The sequence below is a fragment of the Sphaerisporangium krabiense genome (genome assembly GCF_014200435.1).
GTDB lineage: Bacteria > Actinomycetota > Actinomycetes > Streptosporangiales > Streptosporangiaceae > Sphaerisporangium > Sphaerisporangium krabiense.
In genome coordinates this window covers 895,103-913,531 of record NZ_JACHBR010000002.1, presented here as the reverse complement: position 1 = coordinate 913,531, position 18,429 = coordinate 895,103, and the positions used below count along the sequence as shown (strand labels likewise).

Sequence of the window (18,429 nt, the reverse complement as noted above, 5' to 3'; positions counted from 1 at the left end):
CTCCTCCCCCGGCCCCGCCGCGAGAAATCACCTGAACCGGCCCCGCGGGGACCGCGTACCTCCGTCCGTACGCACACGCAGACGACATAGGAGGCCCCGATGCGGCCACGCATCGTCACACTCTGCGCTGCGGCGCTCGTCCTTGGCCTGTCCGCCGGCACGATCCCCGCGCACGCCACACCCGCGTCCTCCGCGCGGTCCGCCTCGTCGAAGGAGTCCGTCAAGACCACCACCGCGCACGCCACCCGGTTCACCGACCTTCCCTTGATCTCCGACCTCGCCGGCAAGGCGGACGTCACCGACCCCAAGCTGGTGAACCCTTGGGGCCTGGCCATGGGCAAGACCCTGTGGGTGTCCAACGCCGGAACCGGTTCCGCCACCGTGTACTCGGGCGGGGCGGGTCTGCTCACCAAGGAGAAGACCGAGGTCGCCATCCCGGGCGGATCGCCGACCGGGCAGATCTTCAACCCCACCGGGGACTTCCGGATCGGCGGCAAGGGCGCGAGCGGCCCCGCCACGTTCGTCTTCGCCAGCCCGAGCGGCGCCATCACCGGGTGGAACGCCGAGGTCAGCCCGGGCAGCGCGATCATCGCGGCCTTCACCAGGCACGCCGACTACAAGGGCCTGGCGCTGATGCCGACCGACCGGGGCAACTTCCTGCTGGCCGCCGACTTCGCCCGCAACCGCGTCGACGTGTTCGACGGCGACTTCCGCCGGGTGCGGCTGCCGAGGTGGGCGTTCCGCGACCGGGGCCTGCCGTCGTCGTACTCGGCGTTCAACGTGGAGATCGTCGGCGACGCCGTCTACGTCGCGTTCGCCGAGCGGGATCCCGCGACCGGGAAGTCCGTCGCCGGCAGGGGTCTCGGGTTCGTCGGCCGCTTCTCCGCGACGGGCCGGTTCCTCGGCCGCGTCGCCGCCCGGGGCGCGCTGAACGCGCCGTGGGCCATGATCAAGGCCCCGCGGACCTTCGGCGCCTACGCCGGGGCGCTGCTCGTGGGCAACTTCGGCGACGGCCGGATCAACGCCTACCGTGACGGGCGCTTCCTCGGGCCGCTGCGCAAGGCCGACGGCAGGCCCATCGCGATCGAGGGCCTGTGGGACCTGGAGCCCGGCACCGCGGCCAGCGGCGGCGAGAACGCCGTGTGGTACTCCGCCGGGATCCAGAAGGCCCGGCACGGGCTGGTCGGCCTGATCATGCCCGCCGGCGCCGCGAACGGCTCCCCCGGCCCGACGGCCTCGCCGAGCGCCTCCCCCTCGCCGTCCGCGCCGGCGTCACCGACCGGCGACTCCCACTCCTACTGACGCGTCCTGACCTCTTCCGGCGAAGGGAGGCGACCTGCCCGAATGAGCGGAGGTCGGCTGCGGGGTGGCGCGCCCCGCAGCCGTCTTTCGCGCGTTCGGCCTAGCGGATCGCGGCGAACGCCGCGCCCGCCACCACGGCGATGATCAGCGACAGGACGATCACGACCATGAGCGTGGCCAGCGGCCGGGGGCGCTGCTCCCGGAGGTACGCCCGCGCCCTGCGCGCCTCGGACGTGGGCGAGGCCGGCGACGGGGTGGGCACGGGCCGCGCGGCAGGCAGGGTCGGCCCGGCCGTGGGGCCGGGCGGCGGCGGGAAGACCGGATCCCGCGCGAGCGGCGGCCGTCCCGCCCAGGCGGGCGCCGGGGGCGGCACCGGGCCGCGCGTGACGCCGGGGTCCGCGGCCGGTGGCCTCGTGGGCGGCACGGGCGGGCGGGTGGGCGGCCTTGTGGGCGGACGGGTGGGAGACACGGGGGGCCTCGTCGGGGCCGGCGGAGCGGTCGGAGGTGGCACGGGCGGCTGGGACGGGACGGGCACCGGCTGGGGCGGGGCGGGCGCGGGCGGCTGGGGCGCGGGCGGCGGCGGGTCAGGGGGCGGGACGGGGGCCGGCTCGGCGGGGGGACGGGCCTCGTGGCAGACGGGCGGGCCCCCGACACTCAGCCCGGCGCGCAGGCTGACCAGCAGGTCGACCTCCAGGCACACCGAGAGGAGCCCGCCGGCGGAGGCGTCGAGGTCGACCACGGAGGCCCGCCGGCGCCTCGGCCCGGCCGCGCCGTCGTCGTGGCCGCCGGCCACGGCCACCTCGGCGATCCTGTCCTCCGGCGGGGACGGCTCGGCCTGCAAGGGGACCACAGGGGCCAGGGAAAGGGCCGTGACCAGCGCGGTCACGCGGGAGGTCGGCACGGTCACCCGCTCCAGGGCAGTCGTCGCATCTCGGTCAGCGCGGCCTCGTAGGCCTCCGGCCCGACCGACAGGCCGCTGGCGAAGACGTGCGAGATCTGCCAGGCCAGGAAGATGCCGAGCCCGAGCAGCCCCGCCATGAGGGACAGCGGCACCAGCGTCTTGCCCCGGGGACGCGCCCCCGCCAGGAACGGGAAGATGATGACGATCACCCCGGTGACGATGGCCAGCGGCAGCACGCCCGCCGGGGGCTTGGCCCCGGCGTCCGCCGCGCGCTGGCGGCGGGCCGACGACAGCTCGCGCATCTCATCGAGGAGATCGCCTCTCGCCGCCTTGGCGTCCTCGTCGCCGAGCACCAGGCCCGTCACCTGGGTGCGCAGTGTCTCGAGGCGCGAGGCCCCCTCCTGACTGAGGCCGCCCGACGCCATGAGCGGCCATTCCGTGCGCACCACGAAGTCGACGTAGTCGCGCACCTGCCGGCGTAGCTCGGGGCCGGCGGGCGCGGGAATGCGGGCGGCCGACCAATAGCTCTCGACGGCGGCCTGGCTTTCCGCGTAGGTGTTGTGCCGCGCGGCGTCGGCCGTGCTCCACGGCACGACGATCGCGATGGCGAACACCAGGAGGAAGAGCGAGGACAGCATGGATCCGGCGTGCCCGGCCGACGGGCCGTTGGGGAGGAGGTCGTCCGTGCCTCTGACGAACCGGCGGAAGAGGAACGCGGCCACGGCCACCACGCCGACCGCGCAGACGACCGCGAGTACGCTGACCAGGATCATCATGTGTACGACCACTTTCTGACAGGGACGTTCCGCCCGTTTGCCGATCGCATGCCGTCACATGGCTATCACATTACGTAGTGACTTCGGATGGCGATCGCGGAGATGTGCCTAACTTTCCGTAGCAACCCCCACACCTAGCGCAGCGGAATCCGCATAAAACCGATGGAATCCGCAGCGGAGGACGCCGCCGCCGAAGGGATTCGCCTCACGGCCGGGGCTTGGCGGAAGGCCGGGGCGGGGGTTTTCCTCACCTTGGGGAGGGGGGTTACGACCATGTCGGTGGTGGTGGGGTTATCCCTACGGTTGGAGCATGACCGTCGCCGAGGTGAGGAGCCCCTGGGACCGGATCCGCGCGCACTGGTCCGCGCGGAGCTGGCTGCGCATGTTCCACGTCGTGACCGGCGTTCCGCTGGGGCTGGTGGCGGGCGCGCTGATCCTCGGGATCACCACCCTGTCGGTGATCTTCGTCTGGACGGTGGCGGTGCCGGTGGCGGGCGCGCTGCTGCTGTTCTGGGTCGTGCCGCTGCTCACGCGCCTGCAGCGCCTGAGGTTCGAGGCGTTCCTGGACGTGCGGATCCCGCCGGTGCCCCGGCGCGCCCTGAAGGGCAACGTCGCGATGCGCCTGCTGCGCAGGACCCGCTCGGCGTCGCTGTGGCGCCAGGCCGCCTACCACCTGGTGTCCCCGCTGATCAGCGTGATCGGGTGCGCCGGGGTGATCGTGACGTGGTCGGGAGCCCTGGTGACGGGCGCGCTGGCCGCGCAGTTCTGGGTGCTCGGCGGCGGCTGGCGCGGCCTGCCGTTCGCGCTGCTCTGCGCGGCGCTGCTCGTGGCGGGCCCGTGGCTGGCGCAGGGGGTGTCGTCCCTGGACGTGATCGCGGGTGAGGCGCTGCTCGGGCCGAGCATCAGCGACCAGCTCGCCGAGCGGGTGGAGTCGCTGCGCGAGAGCCGGGCCGAGGTGATCGACGCGGCGGACGCCGAGCGCCGGCGCATCGAGCGCGACCTGCACGACGGGACGCAGCAGCGGCTGGTGTCGCTGGCGATGAAGCTCGGCATGGCGCGCGCCACGTTCAGCGACCTGCCCCTCCCGGCCAAGGAGATGATCTCCCAGGCGCACGAGGAGGCCAAGCAGGCGTTGAAGGAGCTGCGCGACCTGGTGCGGGGCCTGCACCCGGCCGTGCTCACCGACGAAGGGCTGGACGCCGCGCTGTCCGGCCTGGCCGCGCGGGCGGCGCTGCCGGTGCGGCTGCGGGTGGACGTGCCCCGGCGCGTCGCCTCCACGATCGAGGCGGTGGCGTTCTTCGTGGTGTCGGAGGCGCTGGCGAACGTCGCCAAGCACGCCCGCGCCACCGCCGCCGAGGTGGTCGTGGTCAGGGAAGGGGACCTGCTGCGGGTGGTGGTGCACGACGACGGCCGCGGCGGCGCCGACCCCGGCGGCGGGACGGGCCTGCGCGGGCTGGCGCAGCGGGTGGGCTCGGTCGACGGCACACTGAAGCTCGACAGCCCGCCGGGCGGGCCGACGACGATCAGCGTGGAGATGCCGTGCGTGTAGTGCTCGCCGAGGATTCGGTGCTGCTGCGGGAGGGGCTCGTCTGGATGCTCGGCTCGGCGGGCATGGAGGTCGTGGCGGCCGTGGGCGACGCCGAGGAGCTGCTGCGCGCCTGCGACGAGCACGCCCCCGACCTGGTCGTCACCGACGTGCGCATGCCGCCGGGGCACAGCGACGAGGGGCTTCGCGCGGCGCTCGCGCTGCGCCGCCGGTGGGCGGGCCTGCCGATCGTGGTGCTGTCGCAGTACGTGGAGGAGCGGTACGCCACCCAGTTGCTGTCGACGGAGACCCGCGGCATCGGCTACCTGCTGAAGGACCGCGTCGCCGACGTCGCGGAGTTCCTGGACGCGCTGCGCCGGGTGGCGGCGGGCGGCACGGCGCTGGACCCCGAGGTGGTGGCGCAGCTCCTCGTCCGCAGGCACAGCGACCCGCTGGACCGGCTCACCCCGCGCGAGCACGAGGTGCTCGCGCTGATCGCCGAGGGCCGGTCCAACACCGGCATCGCCGACGCCCTGGTCGTCAGTGAGGGGGCGGTGGGCAAGCACATCAACAACATCTTCGCCAAGCTCGAACTCTCCGGCGCGGACAAGGACCACCGCCGGGTGCTGGCCGTCCTGCGCTTTCTGAAGATCTGAAAGGACGGGGGCGCGACGGGATGCGAAGGAACGTGCGGGCGGGGTGGATCGCGGCGGGCGGGCTGTTGTCGGCCTCGGCCGTGCTCGGGGTGGCGCTGGCGGTGTGGCTGGCCGTGCGCCTGCCGCACGACTACGACTTCGCGCTCGGGTCCTACGACAGCGCGGACCTCGGGCGGCGGACCACCGAGGTCTCGACGGTGACCTACGCGATCACGACCCCGGTGGTCGTCGTGAACACGGCCGGGCCGGTGCGGGTGTTGGTGGCCCGGGGCCCCGCGGGCAGGCTCGCGGTCCGGCGTGAGATGTCCTGGGAGGAGGGCGAGCGCGAGTTCCAGGAGTCGTGGCGCGACGGCACGACGCTGGACGTCCGCCTGGGCTGCCCGCGCCCCGCCCGCGGGACGGCGGCGCCGTGCCACGCGACGTACACCCTGACCGCGCCGGCGAGCGTGCGGGTCCAGCTCGTGACGCCCTCGGGCACGGCGACCTGCGCGGCGGCGGGGCCGGAACCGGCCGCCTGCGAGTCCACCGGCCCGCCGCCGGCCCCCGCACCGCCGGGCTGATCCCCCGGCGCCCGGTACCCCGGATCAGGTGAGATAGCGTTCGGCCAGCTCGCAGCTGCCGAGGGTGTAGCCGGCGCCGAGCTCCCGCGCGATGTCGACCGCGGGGTGGGAGCCGATCCAGGCGACGAGCAGCAGCCGGCGGAACATGACGAAGGTCCAGATCTCGCGCTCGTCCTCCTCGGGGAGGTGGAGGACGGTGCGGTAGCCGCGCACCCACGCGTCGATCATCGCGGGGACCTCGGGGTGGTGCTCGATGAAGCTGACCGCGGCGCCGAGGTCGTACATGTACCAGCCGAGGCCGCAGTCGTCGAAGTCGATGACGGTGGTGCCCGCGGCGGCGTCGGCGCCGTGGACGAGCAGGTTGGCCAGCCGCAGGTCGGCGTGGATGAGCCCGAACCGCTCGGGGCCCTTGCCGTAGCGGGCGAGCCGGTCGCGCAGGGTGCTCTCCAGCCGGCCGAGCACCTCGCGGGCCGCGCGGTCGACGCCCGCGCCGTCCTGCCACCGGCCCCACCGCGGGGCGGGGCCGAAGGCGGCGTCCTCGTCCCAGCGGAACCGGGTGAACGCGGCGGGCCTGGCCCAGGAGCGGGCGTGCCGGTGCATGCGGGCGGTGATGGCGCCGAGGGATTCGAAGTGCTCGACGAGCCGGTCCTCGGGAGGCTCGGCGCCGGGCGCCCATTCGAACATCACGCAGTCGCGGGGCGCGGCGCCGGGGTCCTCGACGGTGACGACGCGGGAGCCGTCGCGGGCGGGGATCACCGCGGGGGTGCGCACGCCGGCCTCGTCGCGCAGCGCGGACAGCCAGTCGAGCTCGGACAGGATCGCCTCGGGCGGGTGGTAGCCGAGCCGGTGGACGCGCAGGATCGTGCGGACGCCCGCGTCCTCCACCAGGAAGGTGGCGTTCTCGGACACGTTGATGAGCGCGAGCCGCGCCTGCGGCGTCAGGCCGTAGGCGGGCAGCGCCCGGCGGGCGGCCCTCTCGATCCGGGACAGAACGTCGCCGCCGCCTGACAGGTCGTGTACGTCCATCACCCCTCCTCATGCTCGTGACTTCTCCCGCCGCGGCGCCGTCCCCCGGCTCCGGCGGGCCCGGCACCATGATCACGGTTCCGGCGCCGCCCTTCCAAGCGGACTCCCGAAACCCGAGCAAACCATGGGAAACCGGTGGAAACGACCACCGGGCGCAGGTCGCCGACCGGCGGCCGTGGCGGGACTTGTAGCGTGGGTGCTTCGCGCGTCCGGCGAAGGAGAGAGAGTCTTGGGCGCTACGCACTCTGGGCCGTCCCGGCGTCGCCGGGCAACCCCTGGCGGGGGCCGGATTCCTCCCGGCCCCGAAGGCGCGGGCTTCCTCCGGAGGTCTCGGTGAGCACCACCGACCGACCCGCGACGACGACTCCCCGGCGCGCGGAGGTCCACCGCCTGCGCAGCAACGCCGTCGGCCTGACGGGCGTCATCTTCATGGCGGTCGCCACCGCCGCCCCCATCACCGCCATGACGGGCAACGTCCCGATCGCCCTAGGCTCGGGCATCGGCACCGGCGTCCCCGCCGGCTACCTCGTCGCCACCCTCGTGCTCACCGTCTTCTCGGTCGGCTACGTCGCGATGGCCAAGCACATCACCGCCGCCGGCGCCTTCTACGGCTACATCTCCCACGGCCTCGGCCGGGTCGCGGGCATGATCGCGGGGCTGCTGGCCACGATGGCGTACGTGGTGTTCGAGGCGTCGATCATCGGGTTCTTCGCCTACCAGGCGCACGACACCTTCGGCTCGCTCGCCCACGTGGACGTCCACTGGCTGTGGTTCGCCTTCCTCGGGCTCGCGCTGAACGCGATCCTCACCTACTTCGACATCAACCTCACCGCCAAGGTCCTCGGCGTGTTCCTGGTGAGCGAGATCGTCATGCTCGGCCTCACCTCCGTCGTGACCCTGTTCCACGGCGGCGGCCCCGACGGGCTGATGGCCGGCTCGCTGAACCCGGCCAACGCCTTCGGCGCCAACGGCGCGGCCGGCGGCGCGGTCGGGCTCGGGCTGTTCATGTGCTTCTGGTCGTGGGTGGGCTTCGAGTCCACCGCCATGTACGGCGAGGAGTCACGCGACCCCAAGCGCATCGTGCCCCGGGCCACGCTGGTCGCGGTGGTCGGCATCGGCCTGTTCTACGTCTTCGTCTCCTGGATGACCGTCGCGGCCAACGGGGCGGAATCCCCCGCCATCGCGGCCGAGGAGTTCATCGGCGTGTTCTTCGACCCCACCGAGCGGTTCGTGGGCACGTGGGCGGTGGACGTGTTCAAGGTCCTGATCCTCACCGGGTCGTTCGCCTGCGCGATGGCGTTCCACAACTGCGCCTCCCGCTACCTGTACGCCCTCGGCCGCGAGGGCCTGGTGCCCGGCACCGCCCGCACCCTCGGGCGCACCCACCCCCGGCACGGCTCCCCGCACGTCGCCGGGTTCGCGCAGACCGCCGTCTCGGTGGCGCTGGTGCTGGCGTTCTTCCTCACCGGCATGGACCCCTACGTCCACATGTACACGCTGCTCGCCGTCCTCGGCACGCTGGCCATCCTGATCGTGCAGTCGCTGTGCTCGTTCGCGGTGATCGGCTACTTCCACGTCAGGAAGAAGCATCCGGAGACCGCGAACGTGTGGCGCACGCTGGTCGCGCCGCTGGCCGGAGGGGTGGCGATGCTGTACGTCGTCCTCCTGCTCTTCCAGAACCAGGAGGCCGCCGCGGGCGAGGCCGCCAGGACGCCGCTGTTCCGCCTGATCCCCTGGATCGTGCTCGCCCTGGCCGCGCTCGGCGCCGGCGTCGCCCTCTACCTGCGGGCGAGGAACCCCGCGAAGTTCGAGATCATCGGCCGCGTCGTCCTGGAGGACACCGCGGAGCGCGACTGACCCCGGCCCATGACGGGCGCCGTCCGTCGCCGGACGGCGCCCGCGGGGGTTCAGCCGCTGACGCTGGGCCTGCCGTTCTCGATGTGGCCCATCAGGCGGCGGGTGTAGGTGGCGTCCTGGGCGCAGGTGACGCGCAGGTCGTACCAGCCCTCCCGGGCGTCGCAGTGCCACTGGGCCTGCTTGTGGTGGCCGGGCTTGAGGCTGATCGTCCGCTCCTCGCCGGGGCCGGCGTAGGCCAGCGGGGTGACCTTCAGGTCCACGGCCGCCGTGCTGGTGTTGGTGAACGTCAGCCGCAGGGCGCGCTGCGCGCCCCGGATCTCCGGCTCGACGACGACGCCGGACGCCGCGCCCGCCAGGGTGCCCGCGAACTCGCGGCGGAACCCGTTCGGGCCGGTCAGCGTGAAGTCGTAGGCGCCGTTCCTGACCGGCACCTCCAGCGCGGCGCTCCCGAGGACGTCCACGTGGACGGGCGCGGCGAACTCGCCCGCGTACGGGTACAGCGCCAGGTGGACGCTCTCGGTCCCCGTGTTGGCCAGCGTCAGGCGCACCGTCTCCCCGGCGACGCGTCCCCAGGCGTCCGGCTGGTACGGCAGGGGCCTGGCCGGGCGGGTGCCCTCCTCCTGGACCGGCATCTTCTGCCCGGCGGGGGGCGCGGGCCGCCAGCGGCCGGTGAACGGCGGCACCGGCCCCGGCCGGGCCGGCGTGGGGCGGGCGCCGGCGGTTCTGAAGTCGAAGGCCGAGGTCAGGTCGCCGGAGACGGTCCTGCGCCACGGGGTGATGTCGGGGAAGCGCACCCGGAGCCAGGTCTCCAGGAAGCGGACGGTCGCGGTGTGGTCGAAGGTCTGCGAGCACACGTACCCGCCCACGGTCCACGGCGAGATGACGATCATCGGCACGCGGATGCCGAGGCCGATCGGGCGGCCGGTGTAGTAGTCCTCGGTCCTCGCGGTGGGCGGCAGCGGCGGCGGCACGTGGTCGAAGAAGCCGTCGTTCTCGTCGAAGGTGAGGAACAGCGCCGTGGAGTTCCACACCTCCGGGCTGGAGGCCAGGGCGTCGAGGATGTCGTAGGTCAGGTTGGCGCTCTGGATCGGCGAGGACGCGCTCGGGTGCTCGGAGTCGGCGGCCGAGGGGACGATGTAGCTGACCTTGGGCAGGCGTCCCGCCGCGACGTCGGCGCGGAAGGTGGCGGCCAGCGTGTCCGGCAGCGCGCGGCGCAGCGCCCGCTCGTACAGGGACCGGTCGGCGGGGCTCAGCCGGGCCACGCCCTCCTCCAGGCGGGCGAGCATCCGCCGCTGTTCGCCGGGGGCGGCGTCGCCGAGCGCGGAGTAGAAGGAGTCGAGGCTCTTGTGGTCGCCCTGGAGCGCGGCGCGGGCGACCTCGCGGAAGCGCGCGAAGAACTCCAGGTTGTTGTCCTGGTAGTTGTCCATCTCCTGGTACACCTTCCAGGAGTGGCCGGCCGCCTCCAGGATCTCCCCGGCGTTGGACCACGCGTACCCGGCGTGGGTGTCCTCGGAGTAGGCGGCGTTGTCGATGGCACGCTTGGTGGTGCCCGGCTCGTACCCGGTGTGGCCGCTGACGTGGTAGTTGCGGTTCGGGCTCGTGGAGGACAGCACCGAGCAGTGGTAGTGGTCGCAGATCGTGAACGTCTCGGCCAGCTCGTACTGGAAGGGGATGTCGTCGCGGTCGTAGTACGCCATGGTGGCCGGGGTCTTGGCGGCGATCCACCCGTCGTGCCAGCCGCCCGCCGCGGCCGCCTGCCCGTCGTTCCAGCCGTGCGCCAGCGCGCTCACCCACTGCAGGTCCTTGCCGACCAGGTCGGCGGCCTCCTTGACGGGGAACGGCAGCACGCTTCCCTGGCCGCCGGGCTGCTCGAACACCGTGCGGCCGCCGCGCAGCGCGACGGCGTTCCTGTCGCCGAACCCGCGCACGCCGCGCAGCGTGCCGAAGTAGTGGTCGAACGACCGGTTCTCCTGCATGAGGAACACGACGTGCTTGATGGCGGAGAGGCCGCCGCGGGGCGCCGGCTGGGCGAGGGCCGCCTGCACGGAGGGAGGAAGGAGGGAGGCCACGGCGGCGCCGCCCACGGCCCCGGCGCCGAGCGCCAGGAACCCGCGGCGGGAGGGTCCGTCAGACATGGGGATCTCTTCCGGTAAGTGGAGCAAGACGCCGCAGATACTCTCAACCGTGATGATCCGCCTGTTTAGCGCAAGGTTTACCAAAGGTGACGAGATCGCTTATCGCACCCTTCGTCGCCGGCCGTCTGACATGCGGTTCTCACCAGGGCGGGCGTGATACGTAAACCTGCCGATGCGCGAACCGTGTCGCGGCCCTACGGTCGGCGGCATCCGAAGCCCCCCGAGGCAAGGTGGAGCCCATGCGCGTCCCGGCCGTATTCCTCTTCGCCGTCCTGTCCACCGCACTCCTCACCGCTCCCGCCGCCGCTGACCCCGTCCCGAGTCCCGTGGAGGGGCGGCCCCGCCCCGGCCCCGCCGTCGACGTCGTCTACGAGCGCGAGGCGTTCAGGACCGGCACGGCCGAGGGCGTGTCCACCGGCGAGGGCCTGACGTTCCGCTCCCCCGCCGGGACCACCACCTACACCGACGCGCTCGGCACCAAGACCTGGGAGTACGCGCGCTGGACCGGCAAGGAGCATCGGATCGGCTTCGCCGCCACCGAGCTGGTCGCCTCCTGGAACGCCGACACCCCGGCCGGGAGCTGGCTCCAGGTCGAGATGCGCGGGCGGAACGCGGACGGGCTGACCAAGTGGTACGTGCTCGGCCGCTGGGCGTACGGCGAGGGGGACATCCGCCGTACCTCGGTGCCCGGCCAGCGCGACGCCGACGGCACCGTCTACGTGGACACCTTCGCCGCCGCGACCGGCAGGCCCGTCTCCGCCTACCAGCTCCGCCTCACCCTGTACCGCGCGCCCGGCTCCGCGGCGCGCCCCTCGGTCAGGACGCTCGGCGCGATGTCCTCGGCCGTCCCGGCGCGCACGACCATCCCGGTCAGCCCGCCCGGCGGGGCGTGGGGCGTCGAGCTGCCCGTGCCGCGGCGCTCCCAGAACGTCCACGAGGGCCACTATCCCGAGTGGGACGGCGGCGGCGAGGCGTGGTGCAGCCCGACCTCGACGACGATGGTGCTCGGCTACTGGGGCAGGTGGCCGAGCGCGCGCGACACCGCGTGGGTGGACCCCGCCGACCCCGATCCCGAGGTGGACTACGCGGCCCGCTACACCTACGACCACGACTACGAGGGCGCGGGCAACTGGCCGTTCAACACCGCCTACGCCGGCCGGTACGGGATGGACGGGTTCGTCACCCGGCTACGGTCGCTGGCCGAGCTGGAGCGTCTGGTAGCCGCGGGCATCCCGGTGGTCACCTCGCAGTCGTTCCAGGAGGAGGAACTGCCCGGGTCGGGCTACAGCACCAACGGGCACCTCATGGTCGTCGCCGGCTTCACCCCGACCGGCGACGTGATCGCCAACGACCCGGCCTCACCCTCCGACGACGCGGTACGCCACGTCTACCCACGCGCCGCCTTCGAGAAGGTCTGGCTCCGCAGCACCGGCAGCGGCGGCGTCGTCTACATCATCCACCCACCCGGCCGCAGGCTTCCGCCCCCGGCCGTGCCGAGCCAGCCGAACTGGTGACGCCCCTCCCGGACGGCGCGCGCGATCACAGCGGATCGGTGAACGTCCAGCCTTCGGCCAGCAGCGCGTCCACGGCGTCGACGGCCCGCGCGAGGCGGTGCTCGTGTGAGCCGGCCACCACGATGTGCGGGAGAGCCCGCCGGTCGAGCTCCTCCCGGAAGCGGCCGGACATGTGGCGCCGGACCCGCTCCCCGTCCCGCCACCCGTCCTGGTGGAACGGCACCCCCTCCGGATCCGTGAGAATCCACAGGTCGTGCCGGGCGCGGGCGTGGACGCGCTCGACGTCGGGGGCCGGGGCGCCGAGGTAGCGCTCGTGCCACAGGCACGTGGCGAAGGCGTCGGTGTCGCAGATCAGCAGCGGCGAACCGGCGCGGGCGGCGGCGTCCTCCAGCGCCAGGTGCCGTTCGGCGATGAGGGTGAACTCCTCCGGCGACCAGGCGAGGTCGCCGATCCACAGGTCGCGGCCGCGGTCCGCGCGGCGGGCCGCGGCCACCTTCTCCTCGCAGTACAGCCGTCCGTACTCCGGCACCCACCGGGTCGCCGCCCACACGCCGCCGCGGCCCGCGTAGTGCGCGGCGAGGGCGCGGGCGAGCGTCGTGGTCCCCGTGGACTCGGCGCCGACCACGACCACCCGCCGCGCCAGGTGGGCCCGGACCGGCGGGGACAGCCACTGCCAGCACGCTACGGGATCGAGCCGCACGGCCGTGCCGCTCACCGGGTGACGCAGGCGCCGCGGGTCGACGGGAACGTGGACGGCCGAGAGGCGGCGGGCCAGCTCGGCGCCGTAGTCCTCGGAGCTGAAGACCGCGTCCACGGCCGGAAGCTCCCGCATGCCGGCGCCGTCTCCCGACAGCAGCGCGAGACCGGCGCGGAAGGCGCTCACGTGCTCCTCCCACACCGCGTCGGAGTGCAGGTCGATCTCGGCGTCGTCGACCACCGGGACGATCTCCACGTCCGGCTGCGGATGCCGTTCGCGCAGCCAGGCGGCGCGCAGCGCGATCGGGATGCTCTCCACGGAGGAGCCGGCGGCGACGACCGTCAGCCGCTCACAGGCCGCGGCGGCGGTGTCGATCAGGTGGTGGTGCCCCGCGTGCGGGGGGTAGAACTTGCCGACGACCAGGCCATGCCGATGCCTCATCCCGTGGCCTCCACGGGAACGACCACCGGCCGGACGGGCACGTCACGCCGCCACGTCACCAGGCCCGCGACGCACAACGCGAGGAACAGGACGTACAGGCCGCTCGTCAGGTACAGCCCCTTGTAGGCGTACAGGGGGATGTACACCAGATCGGCGGCGATCCACAGCCACCAGGATTCCAGCAGCTTGCGGCTCTGGCCGTAGGTCGCCATGAGCGAGAGGGTCGTCGTCACCGCGTCCCAGAACGACACGTCGGAGTCGGTCCGGACGGTGAGGGCCCAGGTCAGCAGGCCGGTGACCGCGATCCCCGCGAGGGACAGCCGGCGCCACTCGGCCCGGGAGGTGCGCCGTGGGACCAGGTGAGCGCGGCCCTGACCGCCGTGGAGCCACGACCACCAGCCCCAGAGCTGGAGCGCCACGTACACGACCTGGAGACCGGCGTCGGCGTACAGCCCTCCGTCCAGGAAGATCATTCCGAGGAGGACCACGTTGGCGATGCCGATGGGCCAGTTCCAGATGTTCTGCCTGACCACGAGCCACACGGTGACCACGCCGGTCGCGAAACCGAGCAGCTCCGCCCATGTGGTGGGCGTGCCGCCGAGGGCGAAGGCCGGTTGCAGGAGGCGTCCCAGCAGCTCGTGCGGTGACATGTCGGCTCCCAGGGGTCTCCCTCGGTCATCGTCGACCAAGACGGTACCTGGCGGAGATCGCCATGGACAGAGAGCCGGCGGTCACCGGAGAGGCGTTCGCCGTGCGGTCAGTGGGTGCGGTCAGTGGGTGTGGTCGGGGCGGGCCTCGGGGTGGTCCATGAGCCAGGTGATGCGGGCGCGGCTCTCCTCGTCCATCGGGGTGTAGACGACCATGCGGGTCTCCGGGGGCGTCGCCAGGGCCATGCTCGTGGATCTGGCGCGCACCGTGCCGACCACCGAATGCTGGAAGATCTTCATCCGGGTGCCCGGCCGCGCCACCTCGTGGTCGGCCCACATCGCGGCGAAGGTGGGGCTCTCCTTCGACAGCCGTCGCACGAAGTCCTCCCACGACGGCTCGCCGAGGTGGCGGACGAACCCGGCGCGCAGCGTGGCCACCATGAGCGCCCTTTCGTCCACGGCGTCCACGAAGGGGTTGCAGCAGGTGGGGCAGGTGAAGCACTGCCAGATCGCGTTCCGCCCGGGCGGCTCGCCGCGGACCAGGCCGGGGAACAGCGCGGCGTAGGGGACGTTCCAGGCCAGCAGGTCGTAGCGGGTGTTGTAGACCGCCGCGGGCAGCGGGTCCAGGTTGGCGAGGATCTCGTGGATCTCCGGCTCCAGCGCGTCGCATCCGGGGAGCGGCCGCACCTCGGGCACGTCGGCGAGCCGGTACAGGTGCTCGCGCTCGGCGGTGTCGAGACGGAGCGTGCGCGCCACGGCGTCGAGGACCTGCACGCTGGCGTTGATCCTGCGGCCCTGCTCCAGCCACGTGTACCAGGTCACCCCGACCCCGGCGAGCTGCGCGACCTCCTCGCGCCGCAGGCCCGGCGTGCGGCGGCGCAGCCCGGGCGGCAGACCCACGTCGGCGGGTGACAGGCGCGCGCGGCGGCTGCGCAGGAACGCCGCCAGCTCCGACCGCCGCGACCCGCCCGGCCTCGGCCGTACGTCGCCGCCGCCGCCCGGACGGGACGCTTCCGGCTCGTCCGGCCGGCCTGCCGCCGGCTCGCGCGCTGTCCGCCGCGTCGTCCCAACGTCCCGCGTCACGTCCCCGCCCTCCTCCCAGGTCTCGAACCCGCACTCCATCCTGGACGGTCCGCGGCGCGGTTGCCAGGTGGTGCCGGTACCAGGATCGGCAGGCTCTCGTTACCGGTATCCGGCCGCGACGACGATCGTCGCCATGACCTCTGTGACGACATCCTCTCCCACCGCGCCGGGCATGGCGGCCCCCAGCGCGGGGCGGGGGGCCGCGTGGCTGCTGGGCATCGTGCTGACCGGCCAGTTCATGGCGATCCTCGACGTCTCGATCGTCAACGTGGCGGCCCCGACGATCCGCGCCGACCTCGGCGCCTCGGGCTCCGGGCTCCAGCTCGTGATCTCCGGCTACACCATCGCGTACGCCATGCTGCTCATCACCGGCGCCCGCCTCGGCGGCCTGGCCGGGCCGCGCCGCATGTTCCTGATCGGCCTCGCCGTGTTCACCGCGGCCTCGCTGGCCTGCGGCCTGGCGGGCTCGGAGGCCGCGCTGATCGCCTTCCGCCTCGCGCAGGGCGTGGGGTCGGCCTTCATGGTCCCCCAGGTGCTCAGCATCATCCAGCTCCACTTCACCGGCGCCGCGCGGGTCAAGGCCATCGGCGCCTACTCGGCCGTCCTCGCCGGAGGCGTGGTCGCCGGCCAGGTGGCGGGCGGCGCGCTGGTGAGCGCGGACCTGCTCGGCATGGCGTGGCGCCCGGTGTTCCTGGTCAACGTCCCGATCGGCGCGGCCCTGCTCGCCGTCGGCCTCCTGACCCTGCCGCGGGCGCACACCCCAGGCGAGCGGGGGCTGGACCCGGCCGGTCTGGTCACGCTGTCGCTGGCGGTCACGCTGCTGGTGGTCCCGCTGGTGCTCGGGCGCGAGCAGGGCTGGCCGGCCTGGGGCCGGTGGTCGATGGCGGCGAGCGCCGTGCTCGCCGTGGTGTTCGTGCTGGTGGAACGGCGCGCGCGGCACCCTCTGATCCCGGGGCGGCTGCTGCGGGCCCCCGGCCTGGTGCCGTCCACGCTGGGCGTGTTCGGGGCGATGGTGACGTGGGGCGGGTTCCTGTTCAGCGTGGCCCTGCACCTGCAGGCGGGCCTCGGGCACGGCCCGCTGGCCGCCGGGGTGTCGTTCGTGCCGGGCGCGGCCGGGTTCGCGATCGCCGGGCTCAACTGGCGGCGCGTCCCCGCCCGCCTGCACCGGCCCATGATCCTCGTGGGCTTCGCGGCGTCGGCGGCCGGATACCTGGGCGTCGGCTGGTCGCTGGCGTCCGGCGGGGACGGCATGCCGTGGTTCATGGTGGCCTTCACCGTGGCGGGCGCCGGGCTCGGCCTGGCCTACAGCCCGCTGATGACCATGGCCCTGCAGAACGTCGCCCCCCGTGACGCGGCGGACGCCAGCGGATTGATGGCCACGATGCTGCAACTCGGGCAGGTCGTGGGCGTGGCGACGTTCGGGTCGCTGTTCCTCGGCCTGGCGCCCTCGGCGCACGCGGTGAACGTCACCGCGACCGGCCTGGCCGTCACCGCCGTGGCGGCCGGGGCGTGCGCGCTGCCTCTGCTGCGCCGAGGCGGCTGAGCCGGGGTCAGAGGGTGCGGCGCCAGACGTCGATGGCGAGGACGGGCCGCATGCCCGCCGACAGGTACAGGTCCAGGGCCGGGGTGGTGTTGCCGGAGTCCACGTGCAGGTACGTCCCGGCCCTCCCCCGGCGGGCGTCGGCGGCGAAGGCCCGCTTCAGCAGCAGGCGGCCGATGCCGCGCCCGCGGAACTCGGGGAGGACGGCGAGGATGCGCACGTACCCGTGGTTCTCGTCGGCGGCGAACATGTCGCTGCCGAGCAGCATCCCCGCCGGGCGCCCGTCCGCCTCGGCCAGCAGGAGCTGGGACCAGTCGTGGGTGCTGGACGCCTCGAAGTCCTGCTTCCAGCGGTCGAACCCCTTGGGCACGAAGCCGAAGTGCTCGGCGAAGCCCTCCTGGTGGATCCGGTGGGCGGCCCGCATGAGCTCCTCGGAGCCGCCGGCCTGGTGGACGGTGACGCCGGGCAGGTCGCCGGGGTCGGTCACGGCGTGGGCGATGTGGAGCCGGTGGAAGCTCGTCGCGGGCGCGAACCCGTGCCGCTCGGCCGACGCCTGCTTGGCGGCGTCCTGGCGGTAGACGCCGATGTCGACGGTGAGCGGGGACGGCTCCCGTTCGGCGGCCAGCTCGCGGGCCCGGCCGAGCACGGCGCCCCACAGCCACTCGGCGACCGCGGCGTCCCTGGCGTACACCTCGACCTCCACGCCGGAGCCCTGGCGCAGGACGTAGCCCCAGCCCGCGACCTCGCCGCCGGGGGCGCCGACCAGCCAGGCGTCGCGGGCGGCGTCGAGCGCGGGGTCGGCGACCACGTCGGCCACGTCGTCCTCGGTCATGTCGGGGTGGCCGAGGACCTCGGCGTCACAGGCGGCGACCAGCCGGTGGAGGGCGGGCACGTCGCGCGCGGAGGGGCGGCGGACGTCGTACCCGAGGAGGCCGCCGGAGTCGGGGGGCGCGTTCACGCCTTCCGTTGTACCGCCGGGCCCGCGCGGGGCGGTCACGGGGGGGCATGATTGCGTCATAAGGCGGATCATCACACGCGGAGGCGGGCACATGGAACTGCGGGAGTTCTTCGAGCATCTGTCCGGGACGCGGCGCGTGTACGGCGAGCCGTACGAGAAGGACGGTGTGACCGTGATCCCCGCCGTGTCCGTCTCCGCGGGCGGCGGCTTCGGCCGCGGGGAGCGCCGCGGGCTGGAGCAGGGCAAGGAGGACGGCGGCTCGGGTGGCGGCGGCGGCGCGATCGCCCGCCCGGCGGGCGCCTACGTCATCAAGGACGGCGAGGTGCGGTGGGAGCCCGCGCTGGACGTCAACCGCCTCGTTCTCGGCGGCCAGCTCCTCCTCGGCCTGGCCCTCATCCTGATCGCCCGCCACCTCCGCCGCCGCTGACCGAAACCTCTCCCGGGCGAAATGCGCCCCATGGTGTACGCCGGGGGCGCACGGCGCTACACACATTTGCGCATCCCCATCTCTCCCTCTGCCTTTCGGGTTTGCCGGGAAGTAGCGTTGGGCCTTCCCGACTAACGCGGAGTGGCTAATGCACCGGAATCTCGAACGGCTCGGAGCCGGCCTTCTCGCTCTGTTCGTCCCGAATATTCGCGCAGCGGGCCTCGCCGGCGCGTGCGCCTGGAACCGCTACCCCTCCTGCTGGCAGTGCGGTGGCGCCCCGTGCACCGCCTACTGCTGTGATGGCTTGGGATGCAACCCCGTCATCTGTGGCTGACCGGCACGGCCGGTGGCGTCTTCCGCCGGGGACGCAAATGAAATCCGATC

The 18,429-nt window shown here is 73.5% G+C and carries 16 protein-coding genes; 8 read left to right on the top strand and 8 right to left on the bottom strand.

Annotation, left to right across the window (positions count from 1 at the left end; genetic code table 11):
- Window positions 1-99 precede the first annotated feature (99 nt).
- Window positions 100-1,302 carry a TIGR03118 family protein gene (locus BJ981_RS31955; RefSeq protein WP_184617098.1) on the top strand — a complete coding sequence of 401 codons (1,203 nt, stop codon included), beginning with the start codon at window positions 100-102 and terminating at the stop codon, window positions 1,300-1,302.
- A gap of 100 nt (window positions 1,303-1,402) precedes the next feature.
- Here the strand turns inward: BJ981_RS31955 and BJ981_RS39520 are convergent, their stop codons facing one another.
- On the bottom strand, window positions 1,403-2,209 hold the full coding sequence (locus BJ981_RS39520; protein ID WP_184617097.1) for a hypothetical protein: 807 nt from the start codon (window positions 2,207-2,209) through the stop codon (window positions 1,403-1,405).
- Entirely contained in the window at window positions 2,206-2,979 is a 774-nt protein-coding gene (locus tag BJ981_RS31945; protein ID WP_184617096.1) for a bestrophin-like domain, read from the bottom strand. The genes BJ981_RS39520 and BJ981_RS31945 overlap by 4 nt, the downstream gene beginning before the upstream one ends.
- 310 nt (window positions 2,980-3,289) lie before the next feature.
- Between BJ981_RS31945 and BJ981_RS31940 the strand changes: the two genes are divergently transcribed.
- The 3 genes from BJ981_RS31940 to BJ981_RS31930 are packed head-to-tail and all read left to right on the top strand — an operon-like array spanning window position 3,290 to window position 5,720.
- Complete coding sequence (locus BJ981_RS31940; RefSeq protein WP_184617095.1) at window positions 3,290-4,528, top strand: sensor histidine kinase; 1,239 nt, start codon at window positions 3,290-3,292, stop codon at window positions 4,526-4,528.
- Window positions 4,519-5,160 (top strand): response regulator transcription factor, encoded by a 642-nt coding sequence (locus BJ981_RS31935; RefSeq protein WP_184617094.1) that lies wholly within the window; start codon window positions 4,519-4,521, stop codon window positions 5,158-5,160. Before BJ981_RS31940 ends, BJ981_RS31935 begins: the two co-directional genes overlap by 10 nt.
- A 20-nt stretch (window positions 5,161-5,180) precedes the next feature.
- On the top strand, window positions 5,181-5,720 hold the full coding sequence (locus tag BJ981_RS31930; RefSeq protein ID WP_184617093.1) for a hypothetical protein: 540 nt from the start codon (window positions 5,181-5,183) through the stop codon (window positions 5,718-5,720).
- A gap of 24 nt (window positions 5,721-5,744) precedes the next feature.
- Here BJ981_RS31930 and BJ981_RS31925 read toward each other — a convergent pair whose 3' ends face one another.
- A complete protein-coding gene (locus BJ981_RS31925; protein WP_184617092.1) occupies window positions 5,745-6,746 on the bottom strand; it encodes a phosphotransferase enzyme family protein in 1,002 nt (333 codons plus the stop codon).
- Between the two features lie 333 nt (window positions 6,747-7,079).
- On the opposite strand from BJ981_RS31925, the gene BJ981_RS31920 reads away from it, so the two are divergent.
- Entirely contained in the window at window positions 7,080-8,603 is a 1,524-nt protein-coding gene (locus tag BJ981_RS31920; RefSeq protein ID WP_204070777.1) for an APC family permease, read from the top strand.
- A 50-nt stretch (window positions 8,604-8,653) separates the two neighbouring features.
- On the opposite strand, the gene BJ981_RS31915 is transcribed toward BJ981_RS31920, so the two are convergent.
- A complete protein-coding gene (locus BJ981_RS31915; RefSeq protein WP_184617091.1) occupies window positions 8,654-10,738 on the bottom strand; it encodes a phosphocholine-specific phospholipase C in 2,085 nt (694 codons plus the stop codon).
- Between the two features lie 239 nt (window positions 10,739-10,977).
- Between BJ981_RS31915 and BJ981_RS31910 the strand changes: the two genes are divergently transcribed.
- The gene (locus tag BJ981_RS31910; protein ID WP_184617090.1) at window positions 10,978-12,252 is read left to right on the top strand and encodes a C39 family peptidase; all 1,275 of its coding nucleotides are present in this window, start codon (window positions 10,978-10,980) and stop codon (window positions 12,250-12,252) included.
- 25 nt (window positions 12,253-12,277) lie between these two features.
- Here the strand turns inward: BJ981_RS31910 and BJ981_RS31905 are convergent, their stop codons facing one another.
- The 3 genes from BJ981_RS31905 to BJ981_RS31895 all read right to left on the bottom strand — a co-directional run bounded on the left by BJ981_RS31905 (window position 12,278) and on the right by BJ981_RS31895 (window position 15,120).
- Window positions 12,278-13,390: an AAA family ATPase gene (locus tag BJ981_RS31905; RefSeq protein WP_184617089.1), complete on the bottom strand. Its 1,113-nt coding sequence runs from the start codon at window positions 13,388-13,390 to the stop codon at window positions 12,278-12,280.
- Window positions 13,387-14,040: a nicotinamide riboside transporter PnuC gene (gene pnuC, locus BJ981_RS31900; protein WP_184617088.1), complete on the bottom strand. Its 654-nt coding sequence runs from the start codon at window positions 14,038-14,040 to the stop codon at window positions 13,387-13,389. Before pnuC ends, BJ981_RS31905 begins: the two co-directional genes overlap by 4 nt.
- Before the next feature lie 120 nt (window positions 14,041-14,160).
- On the bottom strand, window positions 14,161-15,120 hold the full coding sequence (locus tag BJ981_RS31895) for a helix-turn-helix transcriptional regulator (protein WP_239139809.1): 960 nt from the start codon (window positions 15,118-15,120) through the stop codon (window positions 14,161-14,163).
- A 133-nt stretch (window positions 15,121-15,253) separates the two neighbouring features.
- Between BJ981_RS31895 and BJ981_RS31890 the strand changes: the two genes are divergently transcribed.
- The gene (locus BJ981_RS31890; protein WP_184617086.1) at window positions 15,254-16,663 is read left to right on the top strand and encodes an MFS transporter; all 1,410 of its coding nucleotides are present in this window, start codon (window positions 15,254-15,256) and stop codon (window positions 16,661-16,663) included.
- 7 nt (window positions 16,664-16,670) lie between these two features.
- On the opposite strand, the gene BJ981_RS31885 is transcribed toward BJ981_RS31890, so the two are convergent.
- Complete coding sequence (locus BJ981_RS31885; RefSeq protein WP_239139810.1) at window positions 16,671-17,618, bottom strand: GNAT family N-acetyltransferase; 948 nt, start codon at window positions 17,616-17,618, stop codon at window positions 16,671-16,673.
- A gap of 91 nt (window positions 17,619-17,709) precedes the next feature.
- Here BJ981_RS31885 and BJ981_RS31880 point away from each other — a divergent pair, with 91 nt between their 5' ends.
- Complete coding sequence (locus BJ981_RS31880) at window positions 17,710-18,045, top strand: spore germination protein GerW family protein (protein ID WP_184617084.1); 336 nt, start codon at window positions 17,710-17,712, stop codon at window positions 18,043-18,045.
- Window positions 18,046-18,429: the final 384 nt, after the last annotated feature.